The sequence below is a fragment of the Streptomyces sp. HNM0645 genome (genome assembly GCF_030056615.1).
Lineage (GTDB): Bacteria > Actinomycetota > Actinomycetes > Streptomycetales > Streptomycetaceae > Streptomyces > Streptomyces marianii.
This window is the reverse complement of the sequence record NZ_JASHLT010000052.1, coordinates 1-16,571: the sequence shown is the minus strand read 5'-3', so window position 1 is coordinate 16,571 and position 16,571 is coordinate 1. Positions and strand designations below refer to the sequence as shown.

Annotated in this window: 15 protein-coding genes and 1 pseudogene; 13 read left to right on the top strand and 3 right to left on the bottom strand. The window is 67.1% G+C overall.

Annotation, left to right across the window (positions count from 1 at the left end; translation table 11 throughout):
• Positions 1-183: 183 nt before the first annotated feature.
• The gene (locus tag QMZ92_RS29390) at positions 184-1,086 is read right to left on the bottom strand and encodes an ATP-dependent DNA ligase (protein WP_283300600.1); all 903 of its coding nucleotides are present in this window, start codon (positions 1,084-1,086) and stop codon (positions 184-186) included.
• Positions 1,087-2,036: 950 nt separating this feature from the next.
• Between QMZ92_RS29390 and QMZ92_RS29385 the strand changes: the two genes are divergently transcribed.
• Together QMZ92_RS29385 and QMZ92_RS36570 are read left to right on the top strand one after the other, a co-directional pair.
• Positions 2,037-2,492: an ATP-binding protein gene (locus QMZ92_RS29385; protein WP_349307775.1), complete on the top strand. Its 456-nt coding sequence runs from the start codon at positions 2,037-2,039 to the stop codon at positions 2,490-2,492.
• A gap of 94 nt (positions 2,493-2,586) precedes the next feature.
• Positions 2,587-2,955, top strand: a pseudogene (locus tag QMZ92_RS36570) (IS1634 family transposase); the annotation flags it as partial.
• On the opposite strand, the gene QMZ92_RS29380 reads toward QMZ92_RS36570, so the two are convergent.
• Complete coding sequence (locus QMZ92_RS29380; protein ID WP_283300599.1) at positions 2,866-3,063, bottom strand: hypothetical protein; 198 nt, start codon at positions 3,061-3,063, stop codon at positions 2,866-2,868. The pseudogene QMZ92_RS36570 and the gene QMZ92_RS29380 sit on opposite strands and share 90 nt — an antisense overlap.
• Before the next feature lie 286 nt (positions 3,064-3,349).
• Between QMZ92_RS29380 and QMZ92_RS29375 the strand changes: the two genes are divergently transcribed.
• The gene (locus QMZ92_RS29375) at positions 3,350-4,741 is read left to right on the top strand and encodes an MFS transporter (protein WP_283300598.1); all 1,392 of its coding nucleotides are present in this window, start codon (positions 3,350-3,352) and stop codon (positions 4,739-4,741) included.
• Here QMZ92_RS29375 and QMZ92_RS29370 read toward each other — a convergent pair.
• The gene (locus QMZ92_RS29370; protein ID WP_283300597.1) at positions 4,689-5,435 is read right to left on the bottom strand and encodes an IclR family transcriptional regulator; all 747 of its coding nucleotides are present in this window, start codon (positions 5,433-5,435) and stop codon (positions 4,689-4,691) included. The two genes, QMZ92_RS29375 and QMZ92_RS29370, sit on opposite strands and share 53 nt — an antisense overlap.
• A gap of 759 nt (positions 5,436-6,194) precedes the next feature.
• Here QMZ92_RS29370 and QMZ92_RS29365 point away from each other — a divergent pair.
• The 10 genes from QMZ92_RS29365 (at position 6,195) to QMZ92_RS29320 (ending at position 16,192) form a co-directional block, all read left to right on the top strand.
• Complete coding sequence (locus tag QMZ92_RS29365) at positions 6,195-6,983, top strand: SDR family NAD(P)-dependent oxidoreductase (protein WP_283300596.1); 789 nt, start codon at positions 6,195-6,197, stop codon at positions 6,981-6,983.
• A complete protein-coding gene (locus QMZ92_RS29360) occupies positions 6,977-7,987 on the top strand; it encodes a 3-hydroxyacyl-CoA dehydrogenase family protein (protein ID WP_283300595.1) in 1,011 nt (336 codons plus the stop codon). The genes QMZ92_RS29365 and QMZ92_RS29360 overlap by 7 nt, the downstream gene beginning before the upstream one ends.
• Positions 7,988-7,990: 3 nt before the next feature.
• On the top strand, positions 7,991-9,211 hold the full coding sequence (locus tag QMZ92_RS29355; protein ID WP_283300594.1) for an amino acid ABC transporter substrate-binding protein: 1,221 nt from the start codon (positions 7,991-7,993) through the stop codon (positions 9,209-9,211).
• 49 nt (positions 9,212-9,260) lie between these two features.
• Positions 9,261-10,172, top strand: coding sequence for a branched-chain amino acid ABC transporter permease (locus QMZ92_RS29350; protein ID WP_283300593.1), 912 nt, complete (start codon positions 9,261-9,263; stop codon positions 10,170-10,172).
• Positions 10,169-11,161, top strand: a complete 993-nt coding sequence (locus tag QMZ92_RS29345; RefSeq protein ID WP_283300591.1) for a branched-chain amino acid ABC transporter permease — start codon at positions 10,169-10,171, stop codon at positions 11,159-11,161. Before QMZ92_RS29350 ends, QMZ92_RS29345 begins: the two co-directional genes overlap by 4 nt.
• Positions 11,154-12,710 carry an ATP-binding cassette domain-containing protein gene (locus tag QMZ92_RS29340; RefSeq protein ID WP_283300590.1) on the top strand — a complete coding sequence of 519 codons (1,557 nt, stop codon included), beginning with the start codon at positions 11,154-11,156 and terminating at the stop codon, positions 12,708-12,710. Before QMZ92_RS29345 ends, QMZ92_RS29340 begins: the two co-directional genes overlap by 8 nt.
• 60 nt (positions 12,711-12,770) lie before the next feature.
• Positions 12,771-13,598, top strand: a complete 828-nt coding sequence (locus QMZ92_RS29335; protein WP_283300589.1) for a cyclase family protein — start codon at positions 12,771-12,773, stop codon at positions 13,596-13,598.
• 5 nt (positions 13,599-13,603) lie between these two features.
• Positions 13,604-13,966: a cupin domain-containing protein gene (locus QMZ92_RS29330; protein ID WP_283300588.1), complete on the top strand. Its 363-nt coding sequence runs from the start codon at positions 13,604-13,606 to the stop codon at positions 13,964-13,966.
• Positions 13,963-14,781: a beta-keto acid cleavage family enzyme gene (locus tag QMZ92_RS29325; protein ID WP_283300587.1), complete on the top strand. Its 819-nt coding sequence runs from the start codon at positions 13,963-13,965 to the stop codon at positions 14,779-14,781. Before QMZ92_RS29330 ends, QMZ92_RS29325 begins: the two co-directional genes overlap by 4 nt.
• Before the next feature lie 637 nt (positions 14,782-15,418).
• The gene (locus tag QMZ92_RS29320) at positions 15,419-16,192 is read left to right on the top strand and encodes an IclR family transcriptional regulator (protein ID WP_283300586.1); all 774 of its coding nucleotides are present in this window, start codon (positions 15,419-15,421) and stop codon (positions 16,190-16,192) included.
• The last annotated feature ends 379 nt before the right edge of the window (positions 16,193-16,571 follow it).

The window sequence follows — 16,571 nt, the reverse complement described above, 5'->3', positions numbered from 1 at the left end:
CGGCTGCCTGAGACCGGGATCGGCCGACCCGCTTGGCGCTGAACTGCACCGGGCGGTGCTCACGGACGAGCCTGCCGTGGGGCTGCGACTTGCTGCGGACTTCCGTTCACTCGTCGAAGGCCCCGACCTCCGAAGCGTCCTTCGGCAGTGAGGTCGACGGAGCTTGAGGGCGCAACCCGATGTTCACGCCTCGGGCCGTACGCGCACGAAACGGGCGGTCCCGTGGCGTCCGGCTGCCTGACGCAGTTCAACGAGGAGCGGCTCGGTGAGCATTCGCACAGGTCCGTGGTCCGGGTGGTCGGTCAGCTCGCCCACGAGGCCGCGTACCAGCTCGCCGACCTGCCGTGACTGCACCGGGGTCAACCGAGGAGACGTCTTCACGGTTCGATCATCGGTCAGTCGGACGAGAAGTGCCTGCGGTCGTTCCACCGGGCCGAAAACACCGAGTAGCGCGGCGTCTCGCGTATCGGAATGCCGGATCTTCCTCCAGGCCCAGGTTGCTCCCGCTCGATAGGGCGAGTTCAGCGCTTTCGCCACGATCCCTTCGACGCCCACGGGTCTCATGTCACGAAACCAGCCGAGGGCTGTTTCCTCATCCGGCGTTGCCAGCACACGCTGAAGGGGCGGGCCGACGTCCCGCAGCGCTGCTCCGAGCAGTTCCCACCGGTCCCTCAGGGGCAGGGCCCTGACGTCCCGGCCGGGGACGGCGAGAATGTCGAACGCGATGTAGGACACGGCGACTCCCAACCGCTCGCGATCGTTGTGGGACCGGAGCAGGTCGGTGAAGGTCAATCGCCCCTCGCGGTAGGCGCACAGTTCCCCGTCCAACACGATTCCGGGTGGCAGGTGATCTCGCAGGTACGCGGCGATCCCGGGGAATTCCCCGGAGAGGTCCCTTCGTGAACGTGACTGCAGGAAGACCCTTTCGTCATCGAGGATGAAGGCGAGGGCGCGGAATCCATCGAGCTTGAGGGAGTACTGGTAGCCCCCGGGCGTGCTGTCATGCTCGGGGATCTCGTCCGCCGGCCGGGGGCGCATGACGTCGACTGGCGGCAAAAGGGCCACTTTCGGCGAGCTCTGATCCACGCAGCCAGGTTCAACCCGCGCGGCTCTCAGGGCAGCGAGGGGCTCGCCGTCCTCGGCGGCCTGTCACCGGGACGGCCTCATGGGCCACGCGAGCATCGTTCGCGGATGGCGTGCGCGCGATCGAGGGGGGGGTGACGACGGCTGGTCTCGGCAAGCCGTTCGCGAAGAACGGCGTTCTCCGCCGGCACAGCCGTGATCACCGTGGCCGCCGCGTCGAACCGGTCCTGGAACCGGCGGCGTTCCTGACGGTTCGTACGGAGCTTGCGGCGCGCCTCGCCGAGCCTTTGACGATGTCTCGAACGACTGGCGGGAGGGGGGTGTTTCAACCGTGCGCTATTCCCCTCCGGCCAGCAGTCCNGGACGCCGATGGCGAGGTTGCGCAGGCCGGCCTCGATGCGGGGCAGGTGCCGAGTGCGGATCTTTGAGGCGTCCTCGGGGAAGGTGCGGTCGCGGACGTGGTGGAGCTGGTTTTCGATCTTCCAGTGGCCGCGGATCCATGCGGCGAGTCGTGCACCGGTGGCCGCGCCGGGCGGCGGGCTGGTGACCGGGTAGATCCGTTCGATCGTCAGCGTGCCGGAGCCCACATCCCGTCTCCAGCGGACGACTTGAAGGGCCTGGCGGGCGTGCGGGTAGTCGAGGAGCAGGCACGGTGCTGGCGATCACGTGATTGTCGAGATCCATTTGCTGCAACGTGTGGACGGTGACGCGCTGGACGCGGCGATCAGCCCCCGTGACCTGCGATCCAGGAGGGAAAACATCCAATTCGTCCCGGAAGGCGGGACAACTTGTGGGGCGTCGCCCACCCGGCCCGTAGCGTCCGATATCAGGACATCACCGCGCCAAGAGGTGATAACCGGCCCATCGCGAACCTGGGCCGAAGGCGAGTCCACGGGCGTCCAGCAGTGCCGACACCCGCAGCTTCTGTAGGAGGAGCCGTGGCAGATCAGCTCATGAACCCAGGGGTCGGGATGGCCGTACTCGGCAGCGCTGAGTGCCCTCGCGTGACGCTCGCGAACCCGGACCGTGTTCTTCAGGTCCCACATATCCCTGAGGGCATCGCAGCCGTTCGCCGACGGGCGCACGCACTCCTGGCCGGATGGGATCTGCCCACCGAGAGTCTCGAAGTGGCGCTCCTGGTCATCTCGGAGCTGATCACCAACGCGATCGTCCACGCCCTGCCCCCGGCCACTCTCCGCCTGCGCTGCAGCGAGAACGAGGGTCCCCGCACCCTTCGCATCGATGTCACCGACGGCGGACCCTCGTCCCAGGTATGGCGACCGACCGGTGAGCTGGAGTCGGACGAACACGGCCGTGGAATCGGTATCGTCGTAGCACTGTCGGCAAGCTACGGCACCTACGCCCACCGCGACCGGGTGACCCGCTGGGCCGAACTCTCCATGGCCTGACGTCGGCCCGACGGGCACAGCGCCCAGCCGCGTACGCGGGCAGCCGGAGCGGGCCCGGTCACGGCTTCGGTCGCAGTGGCCCAGCGCCAGGCACTTGTACGTGCGTACGTCGTCCCGGAGAAGCAGATCCGGCCAGGCGGTGTGACACCTCCAACTCGCCCACAACGAGTGGGACGCGCAGGCCCGGGGTATCGCGCACCAAGGCGCTGCACTCCTTCGGCCGCGAGGACGAGATCGGCCACGGCGCCGTCGAGCGCTTGGTCGCCGCACTGACCCGGCTGCTGGACCCGGCCGCGCCACCGGGCTGGCCGGACCCGCCGAGCTGACGTTCACCGAGGCCCGCCGGCTGCGCGGCACTCATGTCCTGGACGGTCTAGACGCCGTGATGCGCCGCCACCGACCGACCGGCCGCCGACCGGACCCGTGCGTGGAGCGGGTGCTGTTCGCGCTGGTCGCCAACCGCGGACCACCGCAAGGCGTATCGGGTGACCAGCGCAGCGGCCGGGGTGGCGAGGTCGGTGGTGACCAGCGTCAGGTCGTAGCCGGTGGTGGTGTCCTCGTCGCGGATCAAGGAGCCGCACCCGCGCAACAAGCAACTCATCCACAGCCGCACCCTACGACCGACGTCAAGCACCCAGGAGCCGAACGCCACCAGCCGGGTGTGTCCGGTGTCGTGTTTCTGTCCCGGAAGCCGGGACAGAAACACGACACCAGACCAGGCCCCTCCGCATGATGTTGTCCAGCGCGCCAGCGCACTGGACATGGGTCGCCAGGAGAGCCGCATGCACCACCTCCCACCTATGAGACCCCCGTCGAACGCGGAGACGCGGTCGCACCCCGCGGTCATTGGCCTCTGCATGGTCATCACGGTGATCGAGGGCTACAACCTCATCGTCTACGGCACGGTTGTCCCACTGCTGCTGAAAGATGCCTCCCTCGGGGTCGCCGACCGGGAGACCGGCCTGATCGGTGGCCTCGTGTACATCGGCGCGATTCTCGGTTCGGTGATCGCGCCGGTGGTCGCCGAGCGTGCGGGTAGGAAACCCGTCCTGATCTCGGCAATCGGTCTCTTCGGACTCGGCGCCGTCGCCACCGGGGTGTCGGTCGGGGCAGAGATGCTGCTGGTGGCTCGCTTCGTGACCGGCTTCGGCGTCGGTGGCGCCCTCACCACCGCGATGACGGTCGCCCGCAACAGCGCAGCTGCCCGGCGGGCTTCGCTGGTCGTGACCATCACCATGGTCGGCATCCCGTTGGGGGGCGTGGTGGCCTCGCTCCTGGCCATCCCGATCCTGCCGGCCTTCGGGTGGCGGCCGATGTTCTTCATCGGGGCAGGCGCCGCGCTGGCCGTCCTGGTGGCTGTCGCGATCATGGAGATCCCAGTCAACACGCCGCAGGAGGTCGCGGGGCGCGGATGGACGGTTCGCCAGAAGCTCAGCGCGCTCTTCAGAGGGCCGGGGGCGATCGTTGCTGTGATCGTCGCAGTCTGCGCCATCGCCAACATGGTGGCCTGGACGGGCCTCAACGTCTGGGCGGCCCAGTCCATGATCGACCTGGGCTACTCGCTCCGTGGCGCGCTGCTGTTCACCTTCACCCTGGCCGGCGCCGCCGTGGTCGGCTCCTTCGGCAGTGCCTGGGCTGCGGACCGGCACGGCTCCGCACTCCTGTCGGTCTTCACCAGCGCTTGCACCCTGCTCGGCCTGGCCGGGATCCTCCTGCTGCCGACCTCGGTCCTCACGACCATCCTGTGCATCGCCCTGATGGGCATCGGCGGGCACTCCACCATGAATCTCGTGCACACGACGACGGCGGACCTCTACCCGCTGCCCGTCCGCGCCACGGCGCTCGGCTGGTCCAACGGCACCTCCTTCATCGGAGCCTTTCTCGGACCCACGCTGGGCGGCAAAGCGATCACGGTAGGCGGAGCCCACGGTGTTTTCGTGACCTTCCTGCTGGCGGCCGCAGTCTGCCTCACGGCCGTGCTCCTGCTGTTCCTGGCCGACCGCGCTTTCCCCCACGAAGCCTTCCGGAACCCGGTGGGCGACCACGCCCGTCGCGGCGAGCTGTCGGTTCCCGGGGAGAGCACTGCCGTCCGAGACGCCGGACACCGGGTGGCAGTCGTGGCAGACCGGCCAACCGGTGCCAGTGGCTCGCCTCCATGGCGTCGGGGGCGGGGGGTGCCACCGCATCGAGGGCTGATCAGCTGGCGCAGTACTGCCGCAACGCGAGTTCCGGATCGGCGAGCGGGTTAGCCCGACACAGGCTCTGGATGACCAGGCCCACCTTGGCCTTGAACCGACGGGTTGGCATGACCACAGCGATGGCCTGGACGGCTCCGGTGGGGCCGCGCATTCCTGTGGCGACGGCGCAGATCCCCACGTCGTGTTCCTCGATGTCGATGGCAATGGTCGAGCGCCGGACCTCGGCGAGTTCCGTCATCAGGGCTTCGCGATCCGTGATGGTCTTGTCGGTGAAGCGCTCCAGCCGGGGCGGGAGCAGCCGTACCACGCGTTCGTCAGGGAGTTGTGCCAGCAGGGCCATGCCGATGCAACTGGCGTGGAGCGAGAAGCTCTTACCGACTTTGGTGACGCCCTTCAGCCGCTCCGGAGAGGCGATCTGATCGACGACCACCACCTCGCGACCGCTGAAGATCGCCAGCTCGACATTCTCATTGATCTCGCGGGCCAACGAGGAGAGTCGACCACGGTTGGCCGCCAGCAGCCGCAGGTGCGCATTCATGCCGAACTTCAACAGCCCGGGACCGAGAATGTATCCCGGGCGATCGGGCATCCGGACGACATAGAGCTCGTGCTCGAGGGCCTGAACCAGCCGGTGCACGGTCGAGCGCGGCAGCCTGGTCCGTGAGGTCAGGGCCGTCAGCGTGAGGGGCCCGCCACTCTCTGCGATCGCGTCGAGGACCATGGTGGCCCGGCCGATGTCCGTCATCGCTAAGAATTCTCGTCTCGATCCTCGCCGCTGTCACCTCCATGACCGCCCCTTCCTGTACGCCTACCGCCGGGCGGAATTCGCCCGGGGTGAGGGCGAACGGGGCAGTGCCAGTACCCGTGCACGGGGTGCAGATCCTGGCAGGGCGGGCCGTCTGGCGGCCGTAGATCTTGTCGATGTACGCGATCTTGGTGCTGTGCAGTACAGCCAGGTGCATCGTCTCGTGCGCAAATTCGTCAAGATCTGCGGGATGGGGCAGCAGGGGAGCGGGGCGGTAGACACGGTTGCCCGTGTCGAAGAAATGTGTGGCCAGTCGGTGCTTGCTGCTCACCGTTCGACGAGTTCGTTGCGCTGCGCAATCCCGGCAGGCGGAACGCGATGGACTTGGCGAGCCGGGCTCGGCGGGCCGGTTCGCTGACGCTCATGTCGCGGTGCTTCGCAGCGAGCGGCTGGAAGACACCGGAGCCCCGTCGATCGCGCTCTGCTTCCCCATGGCGACTCCCCGAACGCGTAGCGGTGGTGCGCGATGGAACCCCATCCGGCCCGAGCGGAGGTCTTTGATCCCGCAATACGGAATGAATGTTCTGTATCGCGGTCAGGATAGAGCGGTCAGCGTTGCAGCGTCAAGGTTTCCGGCGCGGCTTCTGTGGGCTTCGGCATTGCTTCCCGAGTTTTGGGTGACCTCTTGACCGCACCCCACAGCAAACCTACGATCCCGCCATTCGGTTGAAAGCAACCGCATTACGGAAGTGGGCAGTGATGACTGTCGTGTCCCCGCTCCAACTGTTCAATGTCAGAGGGAAGACGATCCTGATCACGGGAGCGTCCGGTGCCCTGGGCGGTGAGGCCGCCCGTACCCTCACCGCGGCCGGTGCCCACGTGGTACTGGCAGGCGGAAACCTAGATGCTCTTGAACAGCTCGCTCGCGAACTGCCACGCGATCAGGTGGCGATCGTGCACCGGCGTCCCGACACCGCCGCTGACGCCGAGGCGATGGTGGCTCGGGCGGTCGAAGTGTTCGGCTGTCTCGATGGTGTGCTTGCCTCGGCGGGTGTCAACAAGGTCGCGCCCATCGTCGACATGCCCGTGGCAGATTTCGAGACGGTCATGGACGCCAATGTCCGTGGTGCTTGGCTGACCTGCCAAGCCGTCGGCCGTCGGCTTCTCAAGCAAGGGAATGGCGGGAGCGTCGTGCTGGTCTCGTCGACCCGCGGCCGGCTCGGGCATCCCGCGGGGTACAGCGCGTATTGTCCCTCCAAGGCCGCGGTCGACCTCCTGGCCAAGAGTCTGGCCGCCGAGTGGGGCAAGGACGGGATCCGGGTCAACGCCCTGGCACCTACGGTGTTCCGGTCCGAGCTGACCGCGTGGATGTACGCCGATGACGCCGAGGGCAACGCGACCCGGGAGGCCATGCTCAGCCGCATCCCGCTCGGCAGGCTCGCCGAACCCGATGACTTCTCCGGCGCGCTGATCTACCTCCTCAGCGACGCCTCGGCGTTCCTGACCGGCCAGGTCCTGTATCTGGACGGTGGCTACACAGCATGCTGACATCGCCGTCCGAGCCGTCCGAGCCGTCCGAGCCTTCCGAGCCGTCCGACCGAGATGTGGCACCCGGGGTCCTCCCCGCTGGTGACGTCACACGGTTCGGTTCGATTGCCGTCGTCGGCGCCGGCCTGATGGGCCGACGCCTCGCGGGGGTCTTCGCTTCACGGGGCCTGAACGTCACCCTCACGGACGCGGACCCGTCGGTTCTCCCCGAGGCCGGCCGCGAGGCCCAGCGCCTGGCGCAAGACCGTGGTGACTCTCCGGGTTTCGTCAGCACGGCCATGCATGTGGAGGAAGCCCTCGACGGGGCGGACCTGGTCACCGAGGCGGTGGTCGAGAACCTCGAGCTGAAGCGCAGGTTGTTCACGGAGATGGCCGAGCTCGCACCGACCGCCGTGCTCGCCTCGAACTCCTCGGTCCTTCCCATCACCTCCATCTCCAAGTACATCGATGATCCGAGCCGGGCCATTGGCACTCATTGGTGGAATCCCCCCGACCTCATCCCGATCGTCGAGGTCGTCCAAGGTGAAAGCACAAGCCCGGGTGTCGTCGCGGATGTGATGGCACTGATGGAGCACCTGGGGAAGCGTCCAGTCTGGGTGCGCAGGGATGTTCCTGGCTTTCTCGGCAACCGGCTCCAGCATGCACTGTGGCGTGAGGCGATTGCGCTGGTCGCCGAAGGCGTCGCCGATCCCGAAACCGTCGACCTGGTGGTACGCGACACCATCGGGTTGCGGCTCGGGGAGATGGGGCCCTTGGCCAACGCCGACTACATCGGATTGGACCTCACACGCTCGATCCATGAAGCCGTCCTCCCGGCTCTGGACCGGTCAGTGACGCCCCACCCGGTTCTCGACGGCCTGATCCGCGCGGGCCGGTTGGGCGCCAAGAGCGGTCGGGGCTTCTTCACCTGGCCACCGGGGGCGCGAGAGGCAGCAGGTGCTGCGCTCGCGGCTCATGTCTCATCGGAACTCGCCGCACGACACGGCGGCTGCAACAAGGAGTGAACCATGCACAGACCTGTCTCCACCCGGGTGGCCACACTCGGCGCCGCCGCACTGATCGTGGTAGCGAGTGGCTGCGCCGGCCCCAAGACCGGCTCGTCCGAATCCGACGGAACGAACACCATCGTCATCGGTGCTTCCCTGCCCCTGTCCGGGCCGCTGGCCGGCTTCGGCGGCTCCCAGAAGTGGGGCTACGAGCACGCGCTGAAGGAAGTGAACGCAGCCGGCGGCATCGACATCGACGGATCCCGGCGCAAGGTCGAGCTGAAAATACTCGACGACAAGTCGGACCCCAACCAGGTGTCGCAGAACACACAGACGCTGATCAGCAGCAACAAGGTCTCCGCGCTCCTCGGATCGTGCACACCCGCCCTCGTGACGGCGGGCGCGGTCGTGGCCGAACGCGCCAAAGTACCGTTCGTGACCGGCTGTTCGCCGCTCCAGGCCTTCACTTCGGTGAAGGAGTGGACCTACGCCTGGGACATCTTCTTCGACGAGTCCGACGTGGGCGCTCTTCCCTTCGACACGCTCAAGTCCCAGAAAATCTCCACGAACAAGAAGGTCGCGATACTCCACGACAACGGTCCCGACGGCACGGTCGTCGGCGGTCAGATATGGCCTTCACTTGCGAAGCAACACGGCTACAAGGTGGTCGCGAACGTTGAGTTCCCGACCGACAACACCGACTTCAGCGCCGCGGTCCAGCAGGCAAAGGGATCGGGAGCCGACATCCTGTTGGTGAGCGCGGTCACACCGCAGGCTGTCTCCATCCGCAAGCAGATGGCGACAGCGGGATACGAGCCAAAGTTCATCCAGATGGAGAAGGGTGCCGAGCCCCTGCAGTTCGCGCAGGCACTGGGCAGCCTCGCCGACGGTGTGACGGTAGGCGCGTACTGGGACCCGTCCTTCCCGTACAAGGGGGCCAAGGACCTCGCCGCCGCATACGAGAAGGAGTCTGGCGGGAGCCAGAGTCAGCACATCGCGGACAGCTACACCGTGGCGAAAGTGCTGCTAGATGCCGTCGCCCGGGCTGGCAGCACCGAAAACGACGCCGTCAACGACGCTATCCGCTGGACGTCCGGAACCTACCCCGTCGGCCCGGTGCTGTTCAGCTCGGACAACACCGCGAAGCTGCCCATGGTCGAAGTGCAGTGGCAGAACGGCAAGACCGTCGTCGTCTGGCCCAGCGACGCCACGACCGGGAAGTTCCTCTCTCCGGCAAGCTGATCGGTCGCTGCCGGCGGCGGGACGCGGTCTCACCCACCACGTTCGCCGTGTGATCCAACGCTCCTACGAATGGGAAGAACTGGTGGATATCCCTGGCCTTCACGACCTGGTGCAAGCCACGGTCACGGGTCTGCTTCTCGGCGGCCTCTTCGCCCTGACCGCTCTGGGGCTGTCGCTCGTCGTCGGTGTCATGCGGCTGGTCAACCTCGTACATGGCGAAATCGCCCTTCTGGGTGGCTATGCATCGCTCCTGCTGCTCAACCAGGTCGGCCTCGATCCCCTGCTCGGACTGCCGCTGATCGCGGCGGTCGTCGCACTGCTTGCAGTGCCACTACAACGGCTCCTCCTGCAACCTCTCTCGAGGCACGGCTCCGAGGCACCGCTGCTGACGACGTTCGCTCTCAGCGTCATCGCACAGAACGTGATCATCTTGTGGTTCACCGGCAACACCCAGTCGATCGACCGCAGCTACACCCGCGCGGTGATCCGTATGGGCGATGTGACCGTTCCGGCGATCTACCTCATCTCCTTCGGAATCTCTGTCCTCGCCTGCATCTGCGTCCACCTGTTGATCACCCGCAGCGGCTTCGGGCGCCGACTGCGCGCCGCGTCTGAGGACCCGGTCGCAGCGTCTGTGGTCGGAGTGCGCGTCGGCGGTCTGCACACCGTGACCTACGCTCTGGCCGCAGGCGTCGCCGCCATCGGAGGTGCCCTGCTCGGCATGTGTTTCTCGTTCACTCCGACCTCGGGGGTCAACCACCTGCTGACCGGCTTCATCGTCGTCGTTCTCGGTGGTCTCGGGAGCGTCAAGGGAACGCTCCTGGCCGGCACCGCCCTCGGTGTCGTGGAGAGCTGGGGAGCGGCCTTCGCCAGCGACGGGTACCGGCTCTTCGTCGGCCTTCTGCTCTTGCTCGCGGTCTTGACCATACGTCCTCAAGGGCTCTTTGGGAGGAGCGCATGAGCCTGACCCTCGCCCCCGAACCCCAGAGTGCCGGCATGGCACGCGTCGACCGCGGAGTGCGCTTTCTCCATGGACCGATCGGTCCTCTGCTGGTCCTCGCCATGCTGGCAGCGGCGGCAGCGGCTCTGCCGTACATCGTCGGTCCTTACTACCAAGAGGTGGGCTATCGTGCGGCACAGCTCGGTACCCTCGCCACGGCCTGGAACCTGATGGCTGGGTACACCGGGCTGATATCTCTCGGCAGTGCCGCCTTCGTAGGCCTGGGCATCTACGCGGCGACCGAAGCAGCCAACGAGTTCGGCTTTGCGCTGTTGCCCAGCCTGTGCCTCGGCGCCGCGGTCGCCGGAGTGTTCGCGGTCCTGGTGAGTCCGGCAATGTTCCGACTCCGCGGCCTCTACTTCACGATCGGAACCCTCGCTCTCGCCGAAGCGCTGCGCATCTACATGGTCAACTCATCGACGTTCGGTGGTGCCACCGGCATCGTGCTGCACGGTTCCGGGCTCGCGGCGTATCAGCTCTACTGGTGGGCGCTGGCGGTCGCGGTCGTCGCGACTGCGGTGATCCTCGTGGTCTTGGCCTCCCCAGCCTCCCTCTCGCTGCGAGCCGTGCGCGACGACGAGGACGTCGCGAAGCAGATGGGTGTGACGACCTTCCGCATCAAGCTATGGGCGTTCGTCCTTGCCGCTGCCGTCATGGGGGCGGTTGGCGGACTCCAAGCCGTCAAACTCGGGGCCGTGGAGCCGTACAGCTCGTTCGGTCTCACCTGGTCGATCGACGTCGTCGCGGTCACCATCATCGGCGGCCAGGGCACGCGCTGCGGTCCCTGGCTGGGTGCGCTCTTCTACGTGGTTCTGGGTGAGGCCCTGCGGGACTACCCAGAAGTGCACACAGCGATCACCGGAGCCGTTCTCATCCTCGTCATCCGTTTCGCCCCCGCGGGCATCTGGGGCACCGCTGTCCACCGGTGGAGGAAGCGCCGTCATGCGTGAGATCCTGAGTCGTCCCCAGGACGCCGTACGAGCAGGCAGCAGCCTGCTGGCGGTGAACGGCCTCACCCGTCGCTATGGCGGAGTGACCGCAGTCGAAGACCTGACCCTGGAACTCGCCCACGGTGAGTGCCTCGGGGTGATCGGGCCCAACGGTGCGGGCAAGTCGACCTTCATCGGTCTCATCGCCGGCGCGGTCGCCCCGAGCGGCGGCACCATCGTCCTCAACGGGGACGACGTCACCGGCATGAGCGCCACCGGTCGCACCCGGCGCGGGATCGGCCGCACGCACCAGATCCCTCGTCCCTTCGGGCGGATGACGGTGCTGGAGAACCTTCTCCTCGCTGGACGTCACGCCACGACGGGCCGTGAATCGGTGCGCGCCACGACCGAGCGGTGCCTCGGCATTCTCGAACGCACCGGGCTCGACGGCGAACGCGACCAGCTCGGCGGCGGACTACCCCTGCTCAAACGGAAGCGTCTGGAACTGGCGCGGGCCCTGGCCCTGCGGCCTGCCGTCCTTCTCCTCGACGAGATCGGTGCCGGGCTCGTCGAGCACGAGATCGCCGAGCTGATCGACCTCATCCTGCGCCTGCGTCGGGAGGTCGACGGAATCGTGGTCGTCGAGCACGTAATGGACGTGATCACCGCCTGCTGCGACCGGGCCGCGGTCCTCGACTTCGGTAAGCTCATCGCTGAAGGTCCGACGTGTGACGTCCTCGCCGATGAGAAGGTCGCCGCCGTCTATCTCGGTACGGCGTCCAAGCCCGGCGACGCAGGGCCGGTGCGCGCGAAGCTCACCCCGCCGGGGCCTCGGGAAGACCCGGAGCGTCCGCTGCTCACGGTCAGCGGCGTTGAGGCCTCCTACGGCGGTGTACGCGCGCTCCGTGGGGTCGACCTCGTCGTGCACCCGGGGGAGGCCGTGGCCCTACTCGGCGCGAACGGCGCCGGCAAGACCACACTCGCCAATGTGATCAGCGGTGTCGTACGCCCGCACGCCGGTGAGGTCACCAAGGAGGACCGACGACTCACCGGACTGCGTCCCGACGAGATCACAGCTGCGGGCATCGCACACTGCATGGAGGGCCGTCGGATCTTCGCCACACTCTCGGTCGAGGAGAATCTGCTCCTGGCCGCCGACGGGGTCGACGCCCCCATCGCGCGCGAGCGCCTGGAGCATGTCTACGAGCTGTTCCCGGTCCTGGCCGAACGGCGGTCCGGTCCCGGCACGGCGATGTCGGGCGGGCAGCAGCAGATGCTGGCCATCGGCCGCGCCCTGATGACGGCCCCGAAGCTCGTGATCTTCGACGAGATCAGTCTCGGACTGGCGCCCGTCGCGGTTGACGCGCTGTACGAAGCGCTCCAGAAGCTCAAGTCCTCGTACACGGCCATGCTGCTCGTCGAGCAGAACCTCGAGCGTGGACTCAGTCTCGCTGATCGTGCCTATGTGCTCGCGCACGGTCGCATCGCGCTCTCCGGCACCCCTGAGGACATCCGTACGCATCCAAGTCTGCGCTCCCTCTACGTCGGAGAATCCGGCATCGACGACTGAGCGTCCCCTGACCAGTTCCCCCGTTCCGATTCGCGGGACCCCATCACGAAGGAGAGACCGATGACTTACACATGGGCGGAAGGCCCCAACGAGCAGGGCCTCGAGTTCTACGACCTGTCCCATCCGTGGGGCCATGGCGTACCTGCCTGGCCGTACTTCGAGGACGTGAAGATCGAGCGGCTCCACGGCATGGCAAAGAGCCGGGTGCTGACCCAGAAGATCACCACCGTGATGCACTCGGGCACGCACATCGACGCACCGGGACACGTCGTGGAGGGCACCCCGCTCCTCCACGAGATCCCGCTGCGAAACTTCTTCGGCACCGGCGTCGTGCTCGACATCCCCAAGCAGAAGTGGGAGGTGGTCACTGCCGACGATCTCGAGAAGGCCGCTTCGGTGACCGATGTGCGGGCGGGTGACTTTGTCATCGTCAACACCGGCTGGCACCGGAAGTACGCCGACAGCGCCGAGTACTACGCGTACTCGCCCGGCTTCTACAAGGAGGCAGGCGAATGGTTCGTGGAGCGCCGGGTCAAGGCCGTCGGCTCCGACTGCCAGGCACTCGACCACCCTTTGGGTACGGCCATCGGTCCGCACGGTCCCAGTGAGGAGTCCGGGGGACTACTGCCGTGGGCGGTGCGCGAGTACGAGGAAGAGACAGGTCGGCCCGTCAAGGAGGACTTCCCGTACTGGGAGCCCTGCCACAACGCGATCCTGAGCGCCGGCATCTACGGCTTCGAGAACATCGGCGGCGACCTGGACAAGGTGACGGGCCGACGGCTGACCTTCGCGGCCTTCCCCTGGCGCTGGGTGGGAGGCGATGGCTGCATCGTACGTCTCGTCGCCATTGCGGACCCCGGGGGGACCTATCGCATTGAGCGGGGCTGAGACCGATGGCTGCTCGTATAGTCAGGGGAGAGGGAGCACCCGCCTACTTCCCGTCGCTGCACGACGGCGTCGACGCCCGGCGCCTCCAGGGCCACGAAGCCGGGCCGACCGAGCGGTTCTGGGTGGGGGAGTCGTACTACCACCCCGCAGGCACCGCCCAGACCACGCCGACCGCTGAGGAAACCGTCTACTACGTCCTCGACGGTGAGCTGACCCTCACCGTCGAGGACGGCCCGGCCGAGACGCTGGGCCCAGGAGACTCGGTCCACCTGCCGCGCGGTACCGTCCGTTCGCTCGAGAACCGTACCGCCAGGGGCGCCCGCCTTCTCGTCGTCATCGCCATACCGACTCCGGAGAACCGGCCGTGAGTGTTGTCGTCACTGTGGCCCCGACCGGGCCGATCGCCCAGCGCAGCGACAACCCGTCGCTGCCCACTCAGCCGCACGAGATCGCCGAGGCCGTCGAGAAGGCGTACCACCTCGGTGCCTCCGTCGCCCACATTCACCTGCGCGACGCACAGGATCGCCCTACCGCCGACCTCGACGTCGCCCGCCTCACCATGGATCTCATCGCGGAGCGCTGCCCGATTCTCATCCAGCTCTCCACGGGCGTCGGCCTGGCCGTGCCGTTCGAGGACCGGGAGAAGCTTGTGGAGCTCCGCCCGCGGATGGCGACGCTGAACCCGTGCAGTATGAGCTTCGGCGCCGGCGAGTTCCGCAACCCGCCCACCGGCGTGCGGCGGCTCGCGGCACGGATGCAGGAGCTGGGGGTGAAACCGGAACTAGAGATCTACGACACCGGACATCTGGACGAGTGTCTGCGGCTTCGTGACCAAGGGCTTCTTGAGGAACCACTGCAGTTCAGCATCGTCCTTGGCGTCGCCGGCGGGGCGGCCGCCACCGCCGACAACCTCCTCACCATCGTGCGCCGCCTGCCCGAGGGAGCGATCTGGCAGATCATCGCCATCGGCAGGTCGAACCTGAACCTGACGGCCATGGCCCTCTCCTTGGGGGGCAACGCTCGTGCCGGTATGGAGGACACGCTCTACCTCCGCAAGGGCGAGCTGACGCAGGGCAACGAGCCTCTCGTGGCCCGAACCATTCAGCTCGCGCAGGGTCTGGACCTGGACATCGCCTCGGTCGCGGAAACCGAGGCCTTGCTGCGGCTGCGACCGAGCCCCTGATCCGACGGAAGAATGACCGTGGAACTGCACGAGGCATCGGCTCTGCTGCATTTGGAGTCGCTGCAGCTCGATACGGGGGTGCGAGCGACTTCCTCCGGTGATGCACGCGACTGTCCACACGGACGTGCACGGGTGCTCCGAGGAGACGCCGGAGTGGCGGTTCCGAGGAAGGGGCGGCACCCGGAATTACGTGCGACGGCGCCTCGCCGATCACGTTTTCTCGCACGGCGGGGATCGCCCTCCGACGCCACGCACGTCGGAGATGAACACGTGGTCACCGAGGTCCTTGGCCCGCGGCGGGCCAAGGACCTCATGGCCCTGTTCCGCGACCCGTCCGAGTTCTTCGAATCGGCGCGGCACGAACGTTACGTCCCATGTGCCCTCCACGGTCGTTCCGGCCCCGGGCAAGAAATCCACGGGAGCCGGATGCTGCACCCGGGTCACGACACGTCGTGGGGGCTGGCACTGCACAGCCGTCTGCACATCGGGCAGGATCTTCCGGCACCGGAACGACTTCGAGTGAGAATGAGTTCGTCTTCCTCTCCCGGTTCCTGTCCTCGCAGTTCGTTGCCGAGTGCCGGAACGCTCGCCCGCCAGGAATTCCTTGGCGATCCGTACGTAGGGACAGAATAGGTATATGACTTCACGATCCGACGAGGCGTCCGCACGGAATCAGGGTGGTATCCAGGTGATCTCGCGGGCAGCCCAGATGCTGCGTGCGATCCGCGAGACACCGGGAGGGCTGACACAGTCCGAGTTGGCCGAGCGGCTCGGTCTTCCCAGGACCACCATCCACAGGATCATGAGTGCGCTGGAGGACGAGGGGCTCGTCGTGTCGGGCAGGGGCGGGCGTGGGCGCTACCGGCTGGGGCCGGAGATCGCCCGTCTCGCAGAGGCCAGCACCCGTGAGGTCGTGAGGCTCATCCACCCGTTCCTGCTCGGCCTCTCCGCTCGTCTGAAGGAGACCGTCGACCTGTCGGTGCTGGACAGGGGGGAGATCACGTTCATCGACCAGGTGGAAGCGCCCCATCGCCTCCGTGCCGCGAGCGCGGTGGGGGAGAGCTTCTCTTTGCACTCCTGTGCTCCGGGAAAGGCGATCCTGGCCACACTCATGCCGAGCCGGATGCGCCAGCTCCTTCCTCCGCGACTGCCGGCCCTCACTTCGCACACCATCACCAAGCTCCCTGACCTGCTCGAGCAGGTGAACGGGATCCGTGAGACCGGAGTCGCCTACGACTACGAAGAGCAGAACGACGGCATCTGTGCGGCGGGCGTGGCCTTCGAAGTGGCAGGCCAGAAGATGGCGGTCAGCGTTCCCATGCCGGCTCAGCGCTTTCACGGCCGTGAAGAGGAGTGCGCTCAGGCGCTGCTGGCGTTGCGCGACCTCGTCGCGAAGCAGGAATGGGCATGAGCGGTCCGGCGGCAGCGTTCGACGCATCGCCGAGGAGTTTGAACGTACTGTCGGTTCGAGCTGCACCGACCGCGGCCTCGCCGAGTACGCGGGCGAGGTAGCGGTTGCCGTGGCCGGTGCTGTTCTTGCCCTTCTTCTTCCCGGCGGACTCCTTCACCCCGGGGGCTAACCTGCCTGTTTCACTTGCCGCGGTGTCCGGATCTTGATCCGAAACGCGAAAGTGCCCTCTGAGCTGGGAAGATGAGGCTTGTCGAAGGTCTCTGTCATCCCAGCAGGAAGGCACTTTCTGCGTGCACACTACCGCCTCGCGCCCCAAGCTCGTCGTCTCGGCCGACGGCCACGGTGTGGTCAGCCATGCCGGGTCCCGTCTGCTGGCCGA